The organism is Pseudomonas helmanticensis (assembly GCF_900182985.1).
Lineage (GTDB): Bacteria > Pseudomonadota > Gammaproteobacteria > Pseudomonadales > Pseudomonadaceae > Aquipseudomonas > Aquipseudomonas helmanticensis.
Genome location: NZ_FXUY01000002.1, coordinates 1,035,423 through 1,059,227, shown reverse-complemented (window position 1 = coordinate 1,059,227; position 23,805 = coordinate 1,035,423). Strand labels below are relative to the sequence as shown.

General features: G+C 60.3%; 16 protein-coding genes and 1 pseudogene. 5 read left to right on the top strand and 12 right to left on the bottom strand.

What is annotated here, in order from left to right:
- Positions 1-20 precede the first annotated feature (20 nt).
- Positions 21-4,079, top strand: coding sequence for a Tc toxin subunit A-related protein (locus QOL84_RS27605; protein WP_283439270.1), 4,059 nt, complete (start codon positions 21-23; stop codon positions 4,077-4,079).
- On the top strand, positions 4,072-8,364 hold the full coding sequence (locus tag QOL84_RS27600; RefSeq protein WP_283439269.1) for a hypothetical protein: 4,293 nt from the start codon (positions 4,072-4,074) through the stop codon (positions 8,362-8,364). Before QOL84_RS27605 ends, QOL84_RS27600 begins: the two co-directional genes overlap by 8 nt.
- Before the next feature lie 30 nt (positions 8,365-8,394).
- On the opposite strand, the gene QOL84_RS27595 is transcribed toward QOL84_RS27600, so the two are convergent.
- From QOL84_RS27595 to QOL84_RS27570, 6 genes are read right to left on the bottom strand one after another with little or no spacing between them, the layout of a single operon-like run.
- A complete protein-coding gene (locus QOL84_RS27595; RefSeq protein ID WP_283439268.1) occupies positions 8,395-9,726 on the bottom strand; it encodes a DUF58 domain-containing protein in 1,332 nt (443 codons plus the stop codon).
- Entirely contained in the window at positions 9,723-10,724 is a 1,002-nt protein-coding gene (locus QOL84_RS27590; protein ID WP_283439267.1) for an AAA family ATPase, read from the bottom strand. Before QOL84_RS27590 ends, QOL84_RS27595 begins: the two co-directional genes overlap by 4 nt.
- Positions 10,721-11,884, bottom strand: coding sequence for a DUF4350 domain-containing protein (locus QOL84_RS27585; RefSeq protein WP_283439266.1), 1,164 nt, complete (start codon positions 11,882-11,884; stop codon positions 10,721-10,723). The genes QOL84_RS27590 and QOL84_RS27585 overlap by 4 nt, the downstream gene beginning before the upstream one ends.
- The gene (locus QOL84_RS27580; protein ID WP_283439265.1) at positions 11,881-13,437 is read right to left on the bottom strand and encodes a DUF4129 domain-containing protein; all 1,557 of its coding nucleotides are present in this window, start codon (positions 13,435-13,437) and stop codon (positions 11,881-11,883) included. Before QOL84_RS27580 ends, QOL84_RS27585 begins: the two co-directional genes overlap by 4 nt.
- On the bottom strand, positions 13,424-14,401 hold the full coding sequence (locus QOL84_RS27575) for a stage II sporulation protein M (protein ID WP_283439264.1): 978 nt from the start codon (positions 14,399-14,401) through the stop codon (positions 13,424-13,426). The genes QOL84_RS27580 and QOL84_RS27575 overlap by 14 nt, the downstream gene beginning before the upstream one ends.
- Positions 14,398-15,123: an RDD family protein gene (locus QOL84_RS27570; protein WP_283439263.1), complete on the bottom strand. Its 726-nt coding sequence runs from the start codon at positions 15,121-15,123 to the stop codon at positions 14,398-14,400. Before QOL84_RS27570 ends, QOL84_RS27575 begins: the two co-directional genes overlap by 4 nt.
- 181 nt (positions 15,124-15,304) lie before the next feature.
- On the opposite strand from QOL84_RS27570, the gene sbcB reads away from it, so the two are divergent.
- The gene (gene sbcB, locus QOL84_RS27565) at positions 15,305-16,735 is read left to right on the top strand and encodes an exodeoxyribonuclease I (protein ID WP_283439262.1); all 1,431 of its coding nucleotides are present in this window, start codon (positions 15,305-15,307) and stop codon (positions 16,733-16,735) included.
- 99 nt (positions 16,736-16,834) lie between these two features.
- Here the strand turns inward: sbcB and mvaT are convergent, their stop codons facing one another.
- Positions 16,835-17,212, bottom strand: coding sequence for a histone-like nucleoid-structuring protein MvaT (gene mvaT / locus QOL84_RS27560; protein ID WP_064391821.1), 378 nt, complete (start codon positions 17,210-17,212; stop codon positions 16,835-16,837).
- A gap of 336 nt (positions 17,213-17,548) precedes the next feature.
- Between mvaT and purU the strand changes: the two genes are divergently transcribed.
- Both purU and QOL84_RS27550 read left to right on the top strand, forming a co-directional pair.
- Positions 17,549-18,397: a formyltetrahydrofolate deformylase gene (purU, locus tag QOL84_RS27555; protein ID WP_016983125.1), complete on the top strand. Its 849-nt coding sequence runs from the start codon at positions 17,549-17,551 to the stop codon at positions 18,395-18,397.
- Between the two features lie 84 nt (positions 18,398-18,481).
- Positions 18,482-18,658, top strand: coding sequence for a hypothetical protein (locus QOL84_RS27550; protein WP_283439261.1), 177 nt, complete (start codon positions 18,482-18,484; stop codon positions 18,656-18,658).
- Between the two features lie 86 nt (positions 18,659-18,744).
- Here the strand turns inward: QOL84_RS27550 and gpgF are convergent, their stop codons facing one another.
- From gpgF to QOL84_RS29630, 5 genes and pseudogenes are all read right to left on the bottom strand, one after another.
- A complete protein-coding gene (gene gpgF, locus QOL84_RS27545; protein WP_283439260.1) occupies positions 18,745-19,740 on the bottom strand; it encodes a glucosaminyl phosphatidylglycerol flippase in 996 nt (331 codons plus the stop codon).
- Positions 19,737-20,513, bottom strand: coding sequence for an N-acetylglucosaminyl phosphatidylglycerol deacetylase (gpgD, locus tag QOL84_RS27540; protein ID WP_283439259.1), 777 nt, complete (start codon positions 20,511-20,513; stop codon positions 19,737-19,739). Before gpgD ends, gpgF begins: the two co-directional genes overlap by 4 nt.
- Positions 20,506-21,618 (bottom strand): N-acetylglucosaminyl phosphatidylglycerol synthase, encoded by a 1,113-nt coding sequence (gpgS, locus tag QOL84_RS27535; RefSeq protein ID WP_488168966.1) that lies wholly within the window; start codon positions 21,616-21,618, stop codon positions 20,506-20,508. Before gpgS ends, gpgD begins: the two co-directional genes overlap by 8 nt.
- A gap of 288 nt (positions 21,619-21,906) precedes the next feature.
- Positions 21,907-22,671: a methyl-accepting chemotaxis protein gene (locus tag QOL84_RS29635; RefSeq protein ID WP_372238489.1), complete on the bottom strand. Its 765-nt coding sequence runs from the start codon at positions 22,669-22,671 to the stop codon at positions 21,907-21,909.
- Positions 22,672-22,764: 93 nt separating this feature from the next.
- Positions 22,765-23,796: pseudogene (locus tag QOL84_RS29630) on the bottom strand (HAMP domain-containing protein); the annotation flags it as partial.
- Positions 23,797-23,805 lie beyond the last annotated feature (9 nt).

Here is a 23,805-nt window from a genome sequence, read left to right as displayed (position 1 = left end):
GGACGCAGGAAGAACAGACCATGACTCAGAGCAATCTGGCTGAACTGTTGGAAAAACGCCGTAACGCCTTGGTCGAGTATTGCATTGGCCATGTCGCCAAAGACCGTTATGCCTTTGTGAGAACGCCGCAGGATCTGTTCGAATTATTGCGTCTTGACCCGCAGGATAATTACCCGGTGCAAAGTTCCTGGGTGGCGGAAGCGACGAGCTGTGCACAGCAATTCATTCATGCGGCCTATCGCAAGCTTGAACCAGGATACGAAAAGGTCGAGTTCGATAAGGCCGATCTGAAGCTCTGGGAGCTGTACAACAACTATCCGGACTGGGCTGCGCTGACGATGATTGCGCTCCACCCGGAAAACTTCATCACCCCGTTCGTGCGGCAGCGCAAGACCCATCTGTTCAAGGCGCTGGAAAATGACTTGAACCAGACACGCCTCAGCGGCGATTCGGTGCAACGTGCCTTGCAGGGTTATTTGAAAGCGTTCGAACAAACCTGCAACCTGGACGTTATCAGTGGCTGTCTGGACGGCGATTCGGCGGTTCGCGCCACCTACTATTTTGTCGGTCGGCAGCGGGTGCAGCCGTTTCAGTATTTCTGGCGCAAGGCCGGGATCGAACTGACCACAGCGGGTGAACCGGTCAATCCAGCAGCTTGGGATGAATGGCAAGCGATCGAGATTCCGGTGGGGGGGCGGGTGCTGGATGTGCGACCGGTGTTCTGGAGCGGACGTTTGTGCCTGGTCTGGACCGAGTGGCACGACGAGGTGAAGGGGCAGGCAGGGGAGCGTAGCCTGCCGAACCGACTGGACATCAATCTGGCGTTCATGAACCAGAGTGGGGATTGGTCGGCGCCCTTGAGCCTGCACAGCAGTGAACAAGACACCGATAAAAGCGTGGGCGCGCGGCTGATTGCGACCACGCTGATCGACGCTTACCACCCCAAGGGCCGGCTGGGTGTATGGCTCACCAACGGCAGCGACTTGAAAGTCGGTGCGACGCGCGACGTGTTGTTTCGTCGGCTGCCTGAAGACGATGGCAGTTGGCTCGATCACCTGGCGACGCATCGCTTTACCGATGCACTGGTCGTTCAGCACCCGTTGACCCCTGCGACTCAGCCGACGATTGCGCTCGAAGGGCCGGGGACAGGCGTTATGGCGCCTTACTTCACCTTGCAGGCGGTGTTTGCAGAGGTGGGTAACCAGGACTATCTCTGGGTTCGAGGACAATGCAGGGCAAGAAATCTGGCGAGCAGCGCCAGTGCCGAGTTCACTTTGACGCTGAGTCACGGGGCGGGCGAAGATCCGGCGGAGGTCAAGGGATCATTCCCCATTGCCGGTGGCTGGGCAACGGACTGGCTATTGCTGAAACGGAATAAAGGAGGGTTTGTAGGCGGGGCCACATTCACGCTGAGTAACCCAACCCACGGCAATCGGGTCTTTAAGGTGTCGTTGGGGGATTTCGTCCGTTCACTCCCGCCGACACTGGAAAAAAACACCCGGGATGCGGCGCAGTTCATCGCTTTCAGGCAGACCGCAATGCTGCCCCGCGCCCGATTGAACTCGCTGTTCGGTCCCGATCTGGTACAGCGCAGCAACATCTCGGTCGATGCGGTGCTGGATTGGAACACGCAGTTTCTGCAAGAACCCGTCCCTGAGGCAGACGATAAGTTCACTGAGCCGAACGGGGCATTCAACGGCGCGAATGGCTTGTATTTCTGGGAGCTGTTTTTTCACTTGCCGCACCTGGTCTCCGCGCGTCTGCGGGCCGAAGACCGGTTTGCCGAGGCACAAAGCTGGCTGCATTACCTGTTCGATCCGCAAGCCATCGCAACGTCGGACTCTCCACCGAAACCCCGTTACTGGCGTTGCCGTCCGCTTCAGGAGACGGGCAATCTGGGCCACGAAGTGCGGATGCCCACCGATCCGGACGCGATTGCTTACGCGGCGCCCGAGCACTACAGCAAACTGGTATTCACCGAGTATGTAAAAAACCTCATCGCCTGGGGTGACTGGTATTACCGCCAGCTTACCCGCGATGCGCTGGTGGCCGCGAAGTTGTGTTACGTGCAGGCCGAATTTCTGATGGGTGAACCGCCCTTGGCCCGGACTGTGGATCGCTGGGAAGTGCAGACGGTCGACAGCTTGCTGAAACAGGGTAATACACGTCCGGCGCTCGAGCAGTTTGAACGTGAGTTGGCGTATTCCCTTGCGCAGATTCCAGCGGTCGCCGAAGCGGCGCCGCTGATGGGATTACTGGCGAACGAGCCGTTCAAAACGCCAATCAATCAACAGTTGCTCGAACTGTACGACTGGCCCGGCCAGCGCCTGAACAATTTGCGCAACAATCTGACCCTGGATGGCAAACCGCTGAGCGTTCCGTTGTTCAGCCCGCCCACCGATCCCAATCAACTGTTGCGCGACTTGGCCGACGGCGGTATCGGCGGGCCTCGGCCAATGGGCGGCCGTCTGGTGGTGGGCGCGTTTCGCTGGCGTGTCACTTACGAGTCGGCACTGCGTGCGGTGCAGACCCTGCAGGAATACGGCAGTCAGGTTTTGCGCCTGATCGAACAACGTGACCGTGCTGAACAGGAGGAAATGCAACAGGAACACATGAAGGAGCTGGGCGACTATGCACGCATTGTGCAGGAGCAATCGATTGCCCATTTACAGGCGAGCGTTACCGCTCTGGCTCAGAGCCGCAGCATGGTGCAGGAGCGGGCCGGCCGGTATCAGGCCTGGTACGACGAAAACGTGACCGATGCTGAATATCAGGTCATGGAAAAACTGCAGATCTCCAAAGATCTTAATCTGGGCGCCGTCGCGCTGAAGGGCGGAGGGGCAGTGCTGGCCAATCTGCCGAATATTTTCGGCATGGCCGTCGGTGGCAGTCGCCTGGATGCCATCACCGATGCAGTGGTCTTCGGGTTGCAAATCGGCGCCATGGCTTTGCAGACCGACGCGGAAAAACAGGCACTCACCGAGAGTTATCGCCTGCGTCGCCGAGAGTGGGAGTTGCAACGCGATCAGGCTCGGTCCGAGGTGCAAGCCATTGACGAGCAACTTAGCGCGCAGGCGTTTGCGCTGGAAGCGGCCAAGGCCAGCCTGGAGCAGACCTTACGCGCCAACGCTCAAGCATTGACCCTCTACAACTACCTGAAAAAGCGCGCCAGCAACGCTGAATTGTTCGGCTGGCTGTTGGGGCAACTCAAAGCCTTGCACTATCAGGCCTACGACGCGGTGGTCAGCCTGTGTCTGAGCGCCCGCGCGTCGCTGAGCGCCGAAACCGGTGACGACGATACCGACGATGCGTTGCCACAAGTCTGGCTGGACAACCGTCACGGCCTGACCGCCGGCGAGCACCTGCGCGAATATCTGCTGCGCATGGACCGCCTGTATCTGCAAAGCCATGAGCGTCGGCTGGAGCGGGTAAAAACCGTTTCGTTGCGGCAACTGTTCGATGATTCGGCCGATCCGCAGAGCGGATTTACCAACTGGTCGCTGGCGCTGGAGGACTTGATCGACAAGGGCACTCTGGAATTCCAGCTGACGCAGTTGCTGTTCGACCGTGATCATCCGGGGGAGTACTGCCGGCTGATCAATCTGGTCGAAGTCGATCTTCCGGTGCTGACCGGCCCTTACCAGGATGTTCAGGCGACGCTGCGTCAGGTCGGCAGCATGACCGCCACCCGGGCAACGGCGCGTTCGGTTGAGTACCTGCACCAGCCGACAGGCGCAGTGGCGCCACCTGATGTTCAGTTCAATCTGCGCAGCGGCCAGCAGATCGGTTTATCGGTGGGCATCGCCGACACCGGAATGAACGCCAGCAAACCGGATGAAGGCTTGCTCAATCCGTTCGAAAACACCGGGGCGGTCTCGCGCTGGCAGTTGCACTTTCCGTGGCCCAAGAGCGAGCGGCAAGCGCCGATGCTCAAATCGCTCACCGACGTCATCGTGCGTATCCGCTACACGGCCAAGGCCGGTGAGCCGACGTTTACCCTTGCCGTCAAAGACCTGGTCACCCGGGCTATGAGTTCCCGTCAGTCACGCAATGTCAAAGGAGCAGGCAATCATGTTTGATCCAGTCGTTCAGGCCAATGACAGTCTGCTGCTCAATGGTGATTTCAGTCAGGGCATCGAAAACTGGACGCTAGGAGCCAACCCGCGTGAGGTCAGAGTCGTCAGCGAGGTGTATGACGGCGTACCGATCAGGCTGCTTTCTGCGGGCAACCTTGGTTCTGCCTGGCAGCAGGTCACCGTACCGGTAGAGCCGGATGCCAGCGCCAGGTATGTATTGAGTTTTCTGTATGAAACGCGGCATGCCGAAGCGGGCCGCATGCTCATCACGGCTGAAGATGGAACCGTGTTGAGAGAAATCTCGTTGCCGCCGGCCAGCCCTCGCGAACTTGCAGAGGACCAGGCAAGTGTCGCCAGCAGACCGCCGCTGGTATTCGAGCCAATAGAGTACAACGCTCCGTTCGATCTGCCGTTGCAGCGCCTGGACAAGATCCGCGTCACGGTGGTCGCTCCGGCCAATGCTGATCCCGATGACTATCACCAGAGGATCCTGATCACTCGCATTCATCTGGCCCTGCACCTTGAGCCAGCAGTGCTGCAGACACTGAAGCTGGACGATGAGCAATTGCCGGCCAGCGGGTTGCTCTACCTGTGCCTGGGTTCAAACGGTGGCTTTCAGCATCGGCTTGAATGTGTTCCCGAACCCGCCAGCCCCTGGCTATACACCAAAGCCGCGTTGATCAGCGACGATAACCCGCAAGGCGCCGTTACCGCGACGCCTGACTGGGGCGTCGATCATCCGCTGAATTTACCGTGGGTTTTGCAGTGCCCGTTGATCGGTGATCAGGGGCCGTATCTGTTCACGATCAAACTGGTAAACCAATACACCGCTGCGCCCTACCCGATACAGGTCTCGCTGGGCCATCACCGGCTGGTGTTTCGCGAGAAGCTGGAGGCCGTGTATTACCCGGTGCTGGAGTTGGCGCAATCGGTGCGGCTAGGCGTGCGAGTGGCCTCCTGGTACACCGGTCAATATCTGGCCGGGCGCACGGTGACCTGGGCGATCGACGGGCAGGGGATTCTCGGCACTACGCCCACCGATCCCGAGGGGTGGGCGTATTTCGATTTCCTGCCCACGACTGCGGGCGATGTTGCGATCAAGGCCTCGGTAACGAGTCCGTACTATGCAAGTGGCGTCGAGACTACAACGCTGGATGTTCGGGTACTCGCGACCGATCCATGGAAGGACGTGCTGGCGGTGGTCGAGGGCAACGCCTTGCCTTGGGCGCAAACGACCGGATATCCCAATCGTGGTTCTACCTATCAGTTGAGTGTCCGGCTGCCTGAGGTGTTGCGCGGCACTGAGTTGGCCATGCGCTGGGAAGGGGATTCTGCGACACAGTTGGGCGTGCAGGTGCGCCCTGAACTGGAAGAGCCAGTATCGGTGGGGGCAACAGACCTGAGCTGGGATTTTATCTGTCAGGACAAACTCGACGGTCGCTTCCATTTGTTGTTGTCGTGTTCGAAGCTGTTGTCGCCCTCCAGCAGAAAACCGATGTCACTCGCGCGTAACCTGGTGCGCATCGGTGACGTTCAGGAGGCTAACAAGTTTCCGGTGGTGGATGAGCGCGAAAGCGTCCTGCTGCGGGTTCAAGTGGTGCAAGTGGTGCACGTGGTCACCAGTGGCGACGGCGATCCGGTCAACAATGCATTGGTCGACTGGCTGACGCCCGAAGGCACGATCTCGACCCAATCGGGTAGCGGTGGCTGGGCCAGCGTGCTTTACCAGCCCTCTCGGGGTGGCGACCTGGTGGTGACCGCCCGCGTCAGAGCGCACGCCGACGCGCTCGCAATCGAGCGGCCGTTTGCAGTCAAGGCATTGCCGAGCAGTCCATGGAAGAATCAGATCAGGATCTTGTTCGACAACACTGAAGTGGATCTGGCCGAGCTGGGGTTGCTGTGCTGGCGTGGGGCTTCGCACACCCTGCGCATTGAAGCGACGGCCGGCAGTTCGTTGCTCGACCAGTTGGTAACGCTGCAATGGCGCGGTGAGTCGCCGGGGATCGGCTTGACCGTCGCGGGTATCGGCGTGCCCTTGAAGCTGGAGTCGAAGGGGCTGGAATGGACGTTCAGTTCACAAGTCGCATCGAGTAGCAGCAGCCTGTTCAGTCTGGTATTGAGCAGCCCGGTGCTGGCGTCACCCCGAGAGTTGTTCGGTCGGTTGATCGCTACGGAGCTGTTTGACGAATTGACGGTGATGCTGGATCAGGTGACCGCGACAATAGCCAGCCAGAGATTGTTTCCATGCCTCGGCGCCAGACACAACGTGCGCTATTTACCCAATGCGCTGAGCCCCTTGGTGGGGCTGCAGGGAACGTTGATGTGGCTGGGAACACCGGCCGGCGAGCTGGATGCAAGCGTCGAACCGCCGCTCCATGTTACCCAGACGCTGAGCGATGGCGGTATTGCATGGAGTCTGGACTTCACTGCGAGCAAGGTCTGCGGTGACTTTACGCTCGGGCTTTTTTTGCCTGCATTGAGTTTGTCCATGAGCGCCAACCCGATGCAGCTCGCCCACAACAAATTGCGCATTGGCGACTGGCGCGAGTTTGCGGTTGATGCCGTCATCGGCAAGGATAAAGCCTGGAGTTGGGTCAGGGTGTTTTCAGCATTCACCGGCCAGGCGGTGGCGCAGGTGGCGGTGCAGTGGAAGACGGCGGCCGGCCTCGAAACAGTCGCCAGCGATGACCTTGGCTGGTCGGGCTTTGGCTTGACGCCGGGCACCGCTGGTCAGCAGCAGGTGCTGGCCAGTGTGCTCAGCCCGTTCGACGGCTACGAAGAGCAGCGCGTCTTGTCTTTTATGGCACTCGCCCGTGACCCTTGGGAGGGTGTGCGGGTGCGCTTCGATAGCCATGACGAACAGCCATGGGGCAGCCAAACCTTCTTCCCGCGGCGCCGAGGCACACATGTCGTCGAAGTGCTGTTTGAGGATGGCAGTCCATTGTTCGAGCAAGACCTGGCCTTGGGATTGACCGGTAGCGGTCCTGCGGAGCTGGGGCTGCGCTTCGAACCCGCGCTCGGCGTTGCGCGCCGGCCCTCGGCGCTTGGCCTGCATTACTCATTGCGCTGCGATGATGTGACGGACGGCGGTTTCGCGCTACGCCTGAGCGCCGAGCGATTGGCGCGCCTGTCACCGGCCAACGCGATGTCGTTGGGCGTGGGCGAGCAAGTGTTGAAACTTCTCGCCAATAGTCGTGTTCAGCAGGTGCTGGAATGGGAGCAGGAGCTGGTCGAGCAGGTGACCGTGGTCTCGTCCATCACCGGTAAGGGCATCGCGGGAATCGCAGTGACCTGGCGCAATGAAGCCTTGGGGACGGTGACCACCCTGACCGACTTTTATGGGGTGGCCCGTGTACGGTTCAAACCGCAGACACCAGGTGCGGCGGTGGTGACGGCAACGGTGGGGGATGCGGTTTATTCGGAGTCGGTCGATCTGGTGTACACGCTTGAGGAACCGCGCGAAATCAGTGAACTGTACGAGCCGCAAGGTTCGCGGTTGCCGCCGGACGAGGAGCAGACGGTAGCCATTGCCAAAGTGGTTTCGGCACGCACCGGCTTGCCATTGGCTGGTGTGCAGGTGCGGTGGAATTTTGCTGGTAATGCCTTGGTCCCGTCGGTGACGGACGAGGAGGGTATTGCTCGGTTGACCTTTAGGTATCCGGCCGGAGTCGAAGACGTCCTATCGGCAACTGTCCGGGGTGGGTTGGGTGGTTGGGATATGGCGCAACTGGGATATGTCGGCGTAGTGCCGGAGATTGATTCGCTTACCAGTCCCGATACAAATATTAATCTGGGCCAGGATGCAACGGCCGAAATCCGGGTGGTGTCGCGCCACGATGGCCGGGGGCTGGCTGGCGTCAGGATCGTCTGGGACTACCCGCAGCTGTCGCTGCCGCCAACGGTCACGGGACAAGACGGAAAGTCACGCATTGATTTCAGACCGGGTGAAACGGGTCAGCATGATCTGAAGGCAACGGTGGTCTTGGGTGGCTCGCGATTGCTCGAGTTTGAAGTGTTTGATCCAGCAACGAGGCCGCAGATGTTTGAGCTTGCAAAGCTTCACGGGCAGATCGGTGTTGGTGGAGAGGCTCACATGCGTGCGCGAGTGACTAACAGATCCTTCATACCTATCCAGGGAGAGGAGGTTTTCTGGAGCTTCCCCAATACTGAAATCGCTTCTACCAGGACCAACGCTGATGGTTATGCAGAAGTAAAATTCATTCTGCCTGCAAGGGGAACCATCGTTGCTAAAATTCGGGGAGGATCAAATATGAGTATGCCTGTATGAGTAGGTCTCTCATTGGCTATGGGAGCGGCGTCAGAAAATGCCGGACCGCTTCCAGCTCAAATAACGGTTCACCAACTCAGTGCTCAAATCACCAGAGCGTACATCCAGCACCTGCACTCCATGAGCATTCAACCGCTCATGCAGTTCAGCCCGGGCGTTGAGGTAATCCACCGTGCCGCAATAGGCCAGCGCTTCAGGCAGGGTTTGCACTGGGGCCTGGCGCACCTGGTCGAGCGTTTCTTCGCGCAGGCTGACCACCAGCACTTGATGCTGGCGGTTCAGGTGCTGGACCGCGTTGGTCAGTTCGCCATGGTCTTCATCGCGCAGGTTGGTCACCAGGATGACCAGTGCCCGGCGTTTCTGACGGGTCAGTAGCTGTTGGACGGCTGACTGGTAATCCGCCGGACGTTGGCTACTCGCCAGATCGTAGACTGCGTTAAGCAAAATGTTCAGTTGCCCGGCGCCTTTTACCGGCGCGAGATATCGCGGTTGATCGCCGGCGAAGGTGCTCAACCCCACGGCATCGCCCTGCCGCAGCGCGACGTAACTCAGCAGCAGACACGCATTCAGCGCATGGTCGAAATGCGCCAGCTCGCCATCCTGGCTGCGCATTTGTCGACCGCAATCGAGCATGAAGATGATCTGCTGATCACGCTCGTCCTGGTACTCGCGGGCAATCGGCGTGCGCTGTCGGGCAGTCGCCTTCCAGTCGATCTGGCGCAGGCTGTCGCCCTCGCGAAATTCGCGCAGTTGATGAAATTCCAGGCCTTGCCCGCGACGCTGGCGCTGGCGCACACCGAGCTGGCTGAGCCAGTTGTCCACCGCCAGCAACTGCCCGTCGTAGAGCTTTGCAAAGTCCGGATAGACGCGAATGTCGTCGCTCACGGCGAGCAGGCGTTTGCCGGACCACAGCCCCAGCGGGCTGGGCAGGTTGATTTCGCAAAATTCGAAGGTGAAATGACCGCGCTTGAGCGGGCGCAGGCGATAGCCGACCTCGCTGAACTGACCGGGTTGCAGCTCGACCGACAGCGGCAGGTTTTCGACACTCAGCCCCTGCGGCACGTGATCGAAGACCTCTACCGTTACGGGATCACCGAAGTCGTGACTGACCTGCAACCGTACCTCGCTCCAACGGCCGAGTGCGAGGCTCCCGGGCATCTGCCGTTGCACCCGGGGCGAGGGCAGGCGCTGGAGGCGGATGGCGTCGAGCAGCGCCAATACCAGCAGGGCCAGCAGCAACCCCCAACTGACCGCCGACAGGCTGGCGGGTGTCGGGATGTCGAGTGCCTGCACGGTGCCCAGCAGCGTGCCGACGGCCAGCAGAACGGCCAGCCACATCAGCAGCAGGCGTGACGGTTTCACAGGCGCGGCGCCGGCACTTGGTCGAGCAGTTGCTGCAGCACCTGATCAACCTGCAAACCTTCAATATCCAGCTCCGGCGCAATGCGCACGCGATGACGCAGCACCGCCAGTGCACAGCCCTTGATGTCGTCGGGAAGCACAAATTCACCACCGCGCAACAACGCACGAGCCCGGCCGCAACGCACCAGAGCGATAGACGCCCGAGGCCCGGCGCCGAGGGTCAGGCCGGGCCAACTGCGGGTGCTGCGCGCCAGGCGCACGGCATAGTCGAGCACCTGATCGTCCAGCGGCAAATCACTGGCAATCCGTTGCAGGGCCTGCACATCCTTGGCTTGCAACACCGTGCGCAACGGCTGCACATCGAGCATGTCGGCTCGAGTCGAGCGGCTGACCTGGCGCACCATGTTCAACTCCTGATCGGTATCGGGGTAATCCATGCGCACCTTGAGCATGAAGCGATCGAGTTCTGCCTCCGGCAACGGATAAGTGCCTTCCTGTTCGATCGGGTTCTGCGTGGCCAGCACCATGAACGGTTGAGCGATCGGCAGGGCGCGACCTTCGAGGGTGACCTGGCGCTCCTGCATGGCTTCGAGCAGCGCCGCCTGGGTTTTCGCCGGTGCCCGGTTGATCTCGTCGGCCAGCAGCAGGTTGGTGAACAGCGGTCCCTTGCGCAGCTTGAACTGCTCGGTGTGCAGGTCATACACCGCGTGCCCGGTGACGTCGCTGGGCATCAGGTCGGGGGTGAACTGGATGCGCGCAAACTCACCGCCAAAGCAACGCGCCAGCGCCCGTACCAGCAAGGTCTTGCCCAAACCGGGCACGCCTTCGAGCAGCACATGACCGCCGGCAATCAGCGCAGTCAGCACATCTTCAATCACTGCTTCCTGGCCGATCACGGCCTTGTGCAATTCGCTGCGCAACGCTTGCGCCAACTGGCTGGCACGCTGGCGTTGCTGGGCAGCGTGGCTGGCGCTGCCGGGCTCGATCTGTTCACTCATAGCGTGTTCCTCAAGGTTTGCAGGCGGGCGACCTGACGGCTGAAGTCAGCGGCGGACATGCGCTGTTTCGGCGGCGGGCTCAGCGCCTGGCTGATGGCGCGGGTCGGTTGCCGGGTCAGGCGCGACAGCGCCAGCCATTGTTCGGCAACGTTCAATTGGTCGAAGCCGGGATGCCGGCGTCGCGCGCGGCGCAGTACATCCTGTTGCAAGGCTTGCAACAGCGTGTGCTGGCCGTTGTGACGCAGGATGAAATCGGCACTGGCGCGCAGGTGTTCCTGCAACTGGCGACGGCCCGTCGGCGCTGGTGCCTGAACAGGCCCGTGGCGGACAGCAACGTGCCAGAGCCACAGGCCGATCAGCGCCAGCAGGGCGACGATGGCCTGCGGGAAATAACGCCAGAGCAGCGCCAACAGACCCTCGTGTTCAGTGTTGTAGATCAGGGTGACGTCAGTCTCGGCGCTCAGATACCAGAGCAGCCAGGCGTTGTCGTATTCGCCAATCGACGGGGTTTTCCACAGGTCGGCATCGGTGACCACGGTGACGGTGCCGAGGCCATAGGTCAGTTGCATCATGTGCGTGGCCTTGGCGCTATTGGCCCAGGCCTGCGCGAGATTGTTCGGGTCTTCGAGGTGAAAGTCAGTATCGAAACCGGCGTAGGCCGGTGCGTCTTCGTCCTCCAGATACAGCTTGGTCAGTTGCGGATAGCGGTCTTGTTCCTGATCTTCGGGTGGATCCTTCAAGTCCTTGCTCAGGGACTGATGCAACTGCACCCGATCAAGCAGCAAGTCGTTGCTCTGTTTGCTGCGTTCATCCCACAACGATTCGGCGACGAACACCAGTCGCCCCCCCGCGCGGGTCCAGTTGAGGACTTGATCGATCTGGCGCGGTGGCATCTTCGAACGCTCCCCGAACAACAACAGCGTATGCCCGCGCGGATCAATATCGGCGAGTACCGCCTGGCTCTCGGCATGGCTGACGTTGAGGCCGCGCTCACGCAGGAACATTTCTGCCGCCAGATAAGGATTGGCCTGCGCGGCTGGCGAGGGGCCGTGATCGACGACTTCCTGATAAGGCCGCGCCTTGAGGAACAGATAGACGCTCAACGTGCCCAGCAGCACGACAATCAAGGCGCCAACCAGCCACAACGTGCGCCGGTTCAACGGGCCAATTCCCGGTCGAACAGCACGCGCCAGCCGCTGCACAGCTCTTGTTGCAGCTGTGCCGGCGGAATTCGATTCCCGTAAGCCATGTTTTGCCAGTGCCGGGTCAGGCTGCGGCTGTACAGCAGCAATTCTGGACGTTGCATTTGTTCGATACGCGCCAGTACCTGGTTTTCCGTGTCGGCGGGTTTCAGTGTCAGGGCATAGTCATGCAGCAGATGGCTGAGCAAGCCTCGATAGAGCAGACCCAACGCTGCTCGCGGATCGCTCAGCCAGAGTTGTTCGGCGCTGCCGGCGATGTCATCCGGCAGGGTTTCTCGGTTCAGGTCCAGGCCAAACGCTTGTTGTGGCTGCGGTCGCTTGATGCGTGTTGGCAGACTCGGCCGGCGACTGACGAAGGTGCGCAGAAACTCGCGATAGCGCCAGATCAGCCAGCCGAGTGCGGCGATCAGCGTGGCCCACAGCAGCACTTCAATGACCTTGGCGAGAACGTTGAAATGCTGACCCTCGAGCCAGCCCAGCAAGGTTTTCAGCCACTGTGGAGCTTCACCGGGTTTGTTCTCTGTGGCCGGTGCGGCCGGGTCATCGCCAAACCGGTAGCGGGTGACGGATTGCTTGTTCTTGAACGGTGCCTGCTCCAGCAGGGCCTTGATGCTGTCGTGCGCGGCCTGGCTGGTCACTGGCTGATTGAGCAGGCGTGGAGCGCTCGGGGCATCGTCAGCGTTGGCGTTTTCAGCGGCCCATGCCGGTTGCAGATTCGGCAGCACCAGACAGATCGCCAACAGCACACCGAGTACGCCGTTGTTCAGGCGTTGGCGCAAGCGGCGGAACACCAGTTCAATGTCCCAGGCTTCCAGTTGCGTGCGGCGGTTGAGGTAAAGGCTGAAGCCGCAGGCGACGTAGACCGGTTCCCAGACCACGAGGATCAGCGCGTAAAAAGCGTTGGTCAGATGTTCCAGCCAACGCCAGTGATGATCGGCGGAGAGAATCAGAGTCTGCCAGTCCCAGTCGGTTTCGATCTGCTGGGGCAACAACATGTAGAACAGCACCATCAAGCCGATCCACAGCGCGGTTTCCAGGTGCACGCCGATGATGGTCAGCCATTGCGCGGCCCCCGCATTGCGTTGCAACAACGCTTGCAGGCGTTGTTGCCGAGCAGCGCCGTCGAGGCCCTCGAGCTGCATCACCGGCAGCAGAAAGCTGCGGCTGAAACTCAGCCGTCGCCAGGTCAGACTGGCCAGCAGTTGAGGCTTGAGCAGGCGCGGCCATGCGCGCAGGGCTTGTTTGAGTGTGGGCGTTTCGCCGAACAGGGCTTTCGACAGGATGTACAGCGGCAGGCGTTCATAAGCAGGTTTCAGCCACCAGAAAATGAAGATCGCCAGCGACGGCGAGTCCCACAGCAGCAGACTGAGCAGGACAAACAGCGGCAGGGTGACGATCGCCCAACTGGTCATCAGCAGGCGTCGATGACGCTGACTCATGAGCACGCCGAGGTCCATGGCTTCCCAAGTGGTGCGCGGGCGGATCACCACAGTGGCGTCACTCAGGCGCATGGCGGATCCTTCCGGCGAACAGCAGGTACATCGCCACCAACGCCCAAAGCCCTGTGCCAACGGCATATTTGGTCAGCGGCGTGACAGCGGTTTTCGACGACCAATAGGCCTCGATGAACGCCGCGATCAGCAGGAACAGCATGACCCCGCAGATCAGCAACACGCTCTTGCGCGCGGCCAGGCGCAGCGCTTCGCCGCGAGTCAGGCGCCCTGGTGCAATCAGTGCCCAACCCAGTTTCAAGCCAGCGGCGCCGGCCAGGGCAATGGCGCTGAGTTCGAAGGCGCCATGGCCGATCACAAACGGCCAGAAGGTCTGGCCGAAACCGATTTCGCTCAGGTGACCGGCCACGGCTCCGATCACCAGACCGTTGTAGAACAGAAAGAACGCACTGCCGACACCGGCGAGCAATCCGCTGGCGAAGGTCTGAAAAGCGATGCCGATGTTGTGCATCACGTAGTAACCGAACATCACCCAGTCTTCGCTGGCCGCCCGTTCGACGGTGCGCCCGAGGTGCCCGGCGACAGGGTCGTACATGCCTTGCATCTCGCGCACCTGATCGGCGGGAATCAGGTTGTAGACCAGTTCGGGAAATGCATAAACCAGCACACCGACACCGATCAGACTGCCGAAAAACAACAGGCCGGCAATCAGTACGAAGGGCCATTCGGCGCGCACCAGTCGCGGGAAGTCCGCGAGGACAAAACTGAGCAGATTGGCGCCGAGTCGACTGCGATGGCGATAAAGTTGCTGATGGCCGCGCAGCGCCTGTTGTTGTAACGAGTCGATCAGAAAACTGCTGTAGCCACGTTCCTGCGCCAGCGCCAGGTGCTGGCACAGCCGGCGATACGCCTTGGGGAAACCGCTGACCTGCGAGGTTTGCTTGCCGTGTTCAAGGCGTTCGAGTGCCAGCGCAAAACGCTCCCATTCGGCCTTGTGACGACTTTCGAAAAGGCTCTGTTTCATGTCGGGCCCAACAAGCCGCGAGCGATGCCGTTGAGTTCGGTGACCGCTTTCGGCGCGGAGATATGCAGGGGCTGGGCGAGCAGTGCCGCCAGCTCATTGACCCTTGCCGGCGACAACTCGCCCTGACGCTCGGCAAACCCGAGCACCGCGCGTTGTTCGCTGAGGGTCAGCGGGACCGGTGCGCGCCGAGGTTCGGCGACGGGCAACTGCGGACGCTTGAGAGGGCGTTCGGTGTAAACCACCAGGGTGCCGGCAGCGATGTCGCCGAGGCGTTTGAACGTCGGGTGTTGCAGGCAACTGATGGCGCCGAAGAAATAGCCGAAGGGCAGCAAGTCGACGAATCGCAGCAGGTTGCGCAGCAGCGAGGCTGACCAGCCGACCGCTGTGCCGTCATCATGGACGACCCGCAAGCCCATCCACTGTTTGCCCGGCGAGCGTCCCTGGCGCAGCACTTCGAACAGCACCATGTACCACCAGCTCACGGCAAACAGCAGCAGCGAGCCGAGGCCCATGCCGAGTTTGCCAAGGAAGGCGAGGGCAATGAACAACACGCCGAGGATCACCCCGCGCAGGCCCAGGTCGATCGTGAAAGCCAGCGCACGCACCATCAACCCGGCCGGACGCAAGGGCAGGTCGATGCCTTCCGGCGTTTCGACCTGGTGCCGCGTATCGAGCGGCGGGGTCAGCGGTGCTTTCCTTGGCGGTGCTGTGGTCTCGAGCATGGGCTACCTGATGTTCGCCTGTTCGGGGTGCAAGTGGGTCCGATGCTAGCAGCCTCTCGGGGGAAAACGACATAACTATGTATTGCACATCGTGTGGCACAAGGTGCTTGAATGACGCGAGGCTGGCCGCGACCGCGGTTGAGCGCCTAGACTTCGCCGATCTTCAGTTCAGGAACCGCCCGTGACTTCCATCTTCTGGTACGACTACGAAACCACTGGCATCAATCCCCGTAGCGACCGCCCGTTGCAGGTTGCCGGGATTCGCACCGACCACGACCTCAACGAAATCGACGCGCCGGTCAATCTCTATTGCCAGCCCAGCGAAGACATCCTGCCGCATCCGGCGGCATGCGCGATTACCGGCATCACCCCGAGCCAGCTCGCCGACAAGGGTTTGAGCGAGGCCGACTTCATGACCCGGGTGCATGCGCAACTGGCGGCGCCCGGTACCTGCGGCGCCGGTTACAACACCTTGCGTTTCGACGACGAGATGACCCGCTACAGCCTGTATCGCAATTTCTTCGATCCCTACGCCCGTGAGTGGCAAGGCGGTAACAGCCGCTGGGACTTGATCGATGTGGTGCGCGCCGCCTACGCACTGCGCCCCGACGGGCTGGTCTGGCCGACCGATGACGAAGGCCGCGTCACCCTCAAGCTCGAACGCCTGACCGCCGCCAACAATATTGACCATGGCCATGCCCACGAAGCGTTGTCGGACGTACGCGCAACCATCGCGCTGGCGCGGCTGATCCGCGAGAAACAACCCAAGCTGTATGACTGGCTGTTCCAGTTGCGCAGCAAGCAGAAAGTCATGGACCAGATTCGTCTTTTGCAGCCGATGGTGCATGTTTCCGGGCGTTTTTCAGCGGCGCGCAATTACATCGGAGTGGTACTGCCACTGGCCTGGCACCCGAAAAACCGTAACGCCTTGATCGTCTGCGACCTGCACCTCGACCCGCAGGGTTTGCTCGACCTCGACGCACAAACCCTGCGCCAGCGCCTGTACACCCGCCGCGATGACTTGCTGGAAGGTGAGTTGCCGGTGCCGCTGAAGCTGATTCACGTCAACCGTTGCCCGGTGGTCGCACCGCTGGCGGTGTTGCGTCCGGCAGATCAGCAACGCCTGGGCCTGGACATGACGCTTTATCAGGAACGGGCACTGCGGCTAACTGACGCACAACTAGTCTGGAAAGATAAAGTTGCGACGATTTATGCCAGCGAAGACTTCACCCCGAGCGAGGATCCGGAACAACAGTTGTACGACGGATTTATCGGTGACCGCGATCGACGTCTATGTGAGCAAGTGAGAACCGCAGACCCTGCGCAATTAGCGCAAGAGCAATGGCCTTTCGATGATGAACGTTTGCCTGAGTTGCTCTTTCGATATCGAGCACGCAACTTTCCCGATACCTTGAATTTTGCAGAGCAGGAACGCTGGAGAATATTTTGCCAGCAGCGTTTGTCGCAAGCCGAAATGGGCGCGCCGAATACCCTCGATTCTTTTGCGCAGGCGCTAGAGCAATGGCTGCCAAATGCTACGCCGATGCAAAACCAGGTACTCGGTGAATGGCAGAATTATGTCGAGGCATTACGCAAACGTTTGAATCTTTGAAATCGAACATGTCCGCCGCACAAATGGCGGGCATAAAAAAACGCCAGCGCAAGCTGGCGTTTGTTTTTATCGCAGATTGCTCTGCGAAGGCGTTGCGGCTTAGCCCAGCAGGGTAGCCCAGCCTTCAACCACGTCACCGCCCCACTTGGCTTTCCACTCTTTCAGAGTTTTGTGGTTGCCACCTTTGGTTTCGATGACTTCGCCGTTGTGCGGGTTTTTGTATTGTTTAACTTTGCGAGCACGCTTGGTGCCGGTAGTTTTTACTGCGCCGCCACGTGGAGCTTTGGATTTTGCATCCGGATCCAGCAGGGCAATGATGTCACGCAGGGACTTGGAGTATTCGCCCATCAGGGTGCGCAGTTTGCCTTCGAATTCCAGCTCGGCTTGCAGTTTGTCGTCTTGCGACAGGTTCTTCAAACGGGCTTGCAGCTCTTTGATAGCTTCTTCGGTGGCGCGGTATTCGTTGATCAAGGACATGATTACTACCTTAGTAGAGTGCTGAATGGCAGGGACAGTGGCGCAATAATAGTCAGGCTGTTTCATCAAGTAAACATTTAACCGGAGTTTTTATTTGAATTAGTTACGGGGAATTAGCGGCAAATTGAATATTCAGTTAAATAGTGTGATGCAGTCATCACAGATATTCACACTTGTCTGATCAAGCAGCGCCATTAGCACGCCATCATGCTGGCGAACGTCCCCGTGAAAACGCCTTACGCCGTGGCGGCGCCCACGCCAGCGCTGATCAATACTGCAGTTTTCCTGCGCAGTCGCTAGAATGGCGGCCTTTGCGAAGTTCTGGAGTTTCCCCTCATGCGCACTTTTCGGCTGGTGATATCTTGCCCGGACCGCGTTGGCATCGTTGCCAAAGTCAGTAATTTTCTGGCAGCCCACAATGGCTGGATCACCGAAGCGAGCCACCACTCGGATAATCAGGTCGGCTGGTTCTTCATGCGTCACGAGATTCGTGCCGATTCGCTGCCATTCGGTATTGAAGTATTGCGCGAGAAGTTTGCGCCAATCGCCGAAGAGTTCTCGATGGACTGGCGTATTACCGATACCGAGCAGAAAAAGCGCGTGGTGCTGATGGCCAGCCGCGAATCCCACTGCCTCGCCGACTTGCTGCACCGCTGGCACAGCGACGAACTGGACTGCGACATCTCCTGTGTTATTTCCAACCATGACGATCTGCGCAGCATGGTCGAGTGGCACGGCATTCCTTATTACCATGTCCCGGTCAATCCGCAGGACAAGCAACCGGCCTTCGACGAAGTGTCGCGCCTGGTCAAACAGCACGACGCCGAAGTGGTGGTGCTGGCGCGCTACATGCAAATCCTGCCGCCGGACATGTGCCGCGAATACGCGCACAAGGTCATCAACATTCACCACAGCTTCCTGCCGTCGTTCGTCGGCGCCAAGCCGTACCACCAGGCTTCCCTGCGTGGCGTGAAACTGATCGGTGCGACCTGCCACTACGTGACCGAAGAGCTGGACGCCGGCCCGATCATCGAGCAGGACGTGGTGCGCGTCAGCCACAGCGACAGCATCGAAGACATGGTGCGTTTCGGCCGTGACGTCGAGAAAATGGTGTTGGCGCGAGGCCTGCGTTATCACCTCGAAGATCGCGTGCTGGTGCATGGCAACAAGACCGTGGTGTTCTGATCGAACTCACACAGGCTTGAAAAACGAAGGGTCTGGGCGTTCAATCGTCCAGGCCCTTTGTCATTTCTGCTTTGAGGAAAAGCCATGACCGATCCACTGGACAAAGCCACTTCCAAAGCACCGGCGACGTTGGGCGAGGGTTGTTTGAGTCGCTACGACCCGGAGGACATGAGCCCGGAGGATGGCACCGAGTTTCCCGGTGCGGCCGAGTTGTGGGAGCAGGTAAAACCAGAGTCGGACGATGAAACAGGCGAAGCCTGAAAAGATCGCAGCCTGCGGCAGCTCCTACATCGAACCCCTATCCGTGTAGGAGCTGCCGAAGGCTCGGGCCGCGATCGGACGATCTTTTATGCTTGCCCCACCTTCATCAGTTTGCGCAACAACGGCCGCCCCAGCATCAACAAAAACACCGGTCCCCCTACTACCAGATAAAAGTAATACGTCACCACCCGCCAGATCAGAATCGCCGCTGCTGCCGTCGATTTCCCCACCATCGGCGCCAACAGCGCCGCCGAGGTCAATTCCGCCGCCCCCGCGCCACCCGGCAACAGACTGAACTGCCCGGCGCCGAGCGAAAGCATCTGCACCAGAAAACTCCACGCCCATTGCAAGTCTGCGCCCAGCCCGCGCAGGGCCAGATACAGCACGCTATAGCGCAGCAGCCAATGCACGCAGGTCAGGGCGAACACCTTGGCCAGGGTTTGCCAGGGCAATTTCAACGTGTCGGTAAACGCGGCGAGAAAGTGCAGCAGCTTGCGCGCCCAACGGCGACGGGTACCGGCCTTGACGTTCATCCTCGCCAACAGACGACCGCTCAGCCGGATCAGGGCGCGGTGGTAACGTGCCAGCAACACGCAACTGAACAGGCCGCCAAACAACGACACGGCGCTGACCATCAGCAGCCATTCGAGGCGATCGCTGAGGTGCTGGAACAGCGCGTAAATCAGAATCCCACTCAACGCACAGAGAAAGAACAGCAAATCGCTGAGCTGGTCCATGGCAAACACCGCACTGCCACGCGCCGGACGTACGCCGCTGCGCGCCAGTAACGCCATGATCGTCAGCGGCCCGCCACTGCCGCCGGGTGTGGCGCAATAGGCGAACTCAGCGGCCATGACCACGCCGAGACTTTTCAGTGGCGTGACGCGCTCGCACTGATCGCCGAGCAACAAGCGTAAACGCAAGGTATTGATGCCCCAGCAAAGCAGGATCATGCCGAACATGACCAGCAGCCAGTGCAGCGGAAAACTTTGCAGACGCGCCCAGATTTCGCCGCCGCCCAGCACCACCGGGATCAGCACTGCCGCGAGCAAGCCGATCAGTAACAGAATGCCGCGACTCATGCGACATGTTCCAGTTGACCGCGCTGTTGTGCCAGCCAGTTGATTTTGCTCATCGGTACGCGTCCATCCGCCAGCAGTTGTTGAAGAGTGTGCAGCCAATAATCACGGGAAAAACGGTGACGCATGTCCACGGGGTGCAAGCCTAGCCGAATCACCGGCGCCTGGCGCCAGCGCTGTTGCCGCTGATCGCTGAGCATTTTCGACAGGCCTCGACGCCAGGCACTGCGGGCGCTCCAGACCAGACCGGGGGCCGCTATGGGGGTGAAGTCCGGCAGAAGATAAAGATGTTGCGGGTCGCTGGTGTAACGCAGCGGCAATTGGCGCAAGGCTTGGCGGGTGCCATCGCTCATCAGCCAGGCCGGGGCGACGAAACCGTGCAGTGGCCAGTTGTGGCGATGGAACACTTCGATACCGGCGCGCAGTCGGGTCAGGGCGGCGTCGTGGGACAACCGATAGAACTCGCCTTCGTGGGTATAAACGCGGCGCATAAACCAGTCTCGCGGGGTGTGCGGGCCGGGTTCCTGATCGTCATGGTAATAACCGTGCAGCGCCAGTTCATCACCGCGTGCCACGCGTTCGCTGAGCATTCGGGAAAACGCCGGATGAGCGTCGAGCGTGTCGTGGCGGTGGAAGTCCGGCACAACCAGCCACGTCATCGGCACGTTGCCCAGGGCGTCGATCACTTCAACAAACGGCTGGTAATCCGCCCACGTCGAAGGTGCCACATCGTGCAGCACCAGCAACACGGCGGGTTTGGTGAGTGGCTCAGCCATTGGCAACTCTGGGTAACGAATCACCGAGCACGGCGTGATAGTGACCCAGCAGGCTGTCCACTACCGTGTCCCAGGCGTAATGCTGTTCGACATGTTGGCGGGCTTGCTGGCCAAGCCGGGTGTTGCCACGACTGAATAGCTCACGCACCGCATTGGCCATGGCTTGCGGGTTGTTCGGCGTGCAAAGCAGGCCGCACGATTCATTGACGATTTCGGTAAACGCGCCAGCCGCGACGGCCACCACCGGAATGCCGCAGGCCATGGCTTCAAGAATCACCAGGCCGAAGGTTTCCTGATCGCCGGCATGCAGCAACGCATCGGCACTGGCCATCAATTGCGCGACCCGTGGGGCCGGGCAGAACTCATCGATGACACTGACGTTGTCCGGCACCACGGCGGGCATCGACGAGCCAACCAGCAACAGGTGATAACGCGGGCCCAGCCGCTGCATGCATTTGAGCAGCACTGGCAGGTTTTTCTCTTTCGAGCCTCGTCCAGCGAAGATCAGCAGGCGCGTGTCTTCGGCGAGGCCCAATTCGGCGCGCAGATTACGGTCGCCAGCGTGCGGATGAAAAGTTTGCAAATCGACGCCCAGCGGTTGCACGAAGACATTGCGTACGCCGAGGCTGCGGAGCTTGTCGGCCATGACTTGGCTTGGCGCCAGCACCCGATCGAAATTGCCGTAAAGTTTGGTGACGTAGGCTTCGACATTCGGCGTGAGCCAATGGCCCATGCGATTGCCGACCAGCAGCGGCAGGTCCGAGTGATAGAAACCGATCACCGGCACGTCGAGTTGCCGGCGCGCATCAAGTGCGGCCCACGCCGTGAGGTATGGATCGCCAACTTCGATCAGATCAGGCTGTAAATCCTGCAGGACGTTTCGCCAGGGCGCGAGACGCAGGGGGAAGCGATATCCCTTGCCGAAGGGCAGGGCAGGGGCGGGAACCGTGTAAACGCCGTCGTGTTCGCCGAAATCCGCGCCGGGGATCAGCAGGCTGTGACGAATGCCGGGTTTGAAGCCGAGGCGACGATGTTTGGCATCCAGATACGTTCGTACGCCACCGCTGGCCGGGGCGTAGAACATGGTGATGTCGGCGATATGCACGGTGATCAACCCTCCGCAGCTGTGTTCTCCCTTGGTTGACCTTTATCAAGAATAGATGTTCGGTCGGGATTGCGCGGTAGAGCTGAAGAGCTTCAGAGCGGAGGAGCCCCTCACCCTAACCCTAACCCTCTCCCGGAGGGAGAGGGGACTGACCGAGGTGTCTGGGCTTGATTCATGGAGCTGAACGTCTTCAGTCGAACTCAGGTTTTGAACAGCATGAAGATCGGCTCCCTTTCCCCCTCGCCCCCCTGGGGGAGAGGGCTGGGGTGAGGGGGTAGGCTTTTGATCTTAAATCCGGAAACTACCCACAAGCTGTTTCAGGCGCGAAGCCTGCTGCTCAAGATCCGAGCAAGCGCGCAACGTCGCCTGCAAGTTCTCCACTCCTTCCTGGTTCAGCGTGTTGATCTCGGTGATATCGACATTGATCGACTCGACCACGGCCGTCTGTTCCTCGGTCGCGGTCGCCACCGACTGGTTCATCCCGTCGATCTCGCCAATGCGCTGAGTCACGCTGTTCAAACGCTCCCCGGCAAGGTTGGCGATTTCTACGCTGTCCTGGCTGTGGCGCTGGCTGTCGCTCATGGTACTGACCGATTCACGCGCGCCGACCTGCAGCTCCTCGATCATCGTTTGCACCTGCTGCGCCGATTCCTGAGTGCGATGCGCGAGGTTGCGTACCTCGTCCGCAACCACGGCAAACCCGCGTCCGGCCTCACCGGCCCGCGCCGCTTCGATCGCGGCATTGAGTGCCAGCAGGTTGGTTTGCTGGGAAATGCTGGTGATCACTTCGAGAATCTGGCCGATGTTCACGGTTTTGCTGTTCAGCGACTCGATGTTGCTGCTCGACGCGCTGAGCATGCTCGACAGCTGATTCATCGCCTTGATGCTGCGATCCACCACTTGCTGGCCGTCTTCGGCGAGGCCGCGCGCGTCACTGGCCTGACTGGAAGCTTGCGCGGCGTTGCGGGCGATTTCCTGAGCGGCGGCACCGAGCTGATTGATCGCGGCAGCCACGCTGCTGGTGCGCGAAGCCTGTTGATCGGAGTTGTACATCGACGAGTTCGACGCGGCGACCACACGCAGGGCGACTTCGTTGACCTGGCCGGTGGCCGACGAGACTTCGCGGATCGAGCCGTGGATACGCTCGACGAAGCGGTTGAACGCCGTCCCCAGAACACCGAACTCATCATTATTGACGATGGTCAGGCGCTTGGTCAGGTCACCTTCGCCGTCGGCAATGTCTTCCATGGCGCGGGTCATCACGTGCAACGGCTGGATCAGGATGCGGATCAGCATGCCCAGCAGCGCGAGGATGATCGCCACGGCAATCACGGTGGCAATTACCGCCGAGGTGCGGAACTGGCTGAGCATTGCGAAGGCCTGGTCTTTATCAACCGACAGACCGATGTACCAGTTCACCGACGGCAGGCCTTTGATCGGCGCGAAGGTGACGATACGGGTCTTGCCATCGACCGTGACTTCACTGAAGTCGCTGCTGATGCGCGGGGTGTCCTGTGGATAGGCTTCCTTCAGTGACTTCATCACCAGGGCTTTGTCCGGGTGCACCAGAATCTTGCCGTCGGCGCTGACCAGGAACACATAACCCATGCCGTCGAAATCACGTGCGGCGAGGGTGTCGACCAGCGATTGCAGGCTCAAGTCACCGCCTACTACGCCGACGCTCTGCCCGGCTTTTTTCGAGGCGGTGGCAATCGAGATGATCAACTGACCGGTGGCGGCGTCGATGTACGGTTCGGTCAGGGTCGAGGTGCTGCTGCTCTCGGCACCTTTATACCAAGGGCGCACGCGCGGATCGAAACCGTCGGGCATTTTCGTGTCCGGGCGGATGGTGAAGTGCCCGGTGGCATCACCCAGATAAGTGGCCATGAACGTCGAGGTCAGGGTTTTCTGTTCCAGCAGGCTGGCGACGTTGGCCGGTTCCGGGTTGATGGCGATGTTCTGGGCGGCGTTCTCGATCAACAGAATGCGACCGTTGAGCCAGGTCTGGATATTCCCGGCAGTGACCTCGCCCATTTCGTTGAGGTAGTTGTTCAGATCAGCGCGGATCGCGTTGCGCTGTAGCCAGTCGTTATACAAGGTAAACGAGGCGAATGCGGCAATGACGATGAGGGCGGCGGCAAGCAAAATTTTATGGCTGAAGCGCAGGTTTTTGTTCATGGCTTGGGG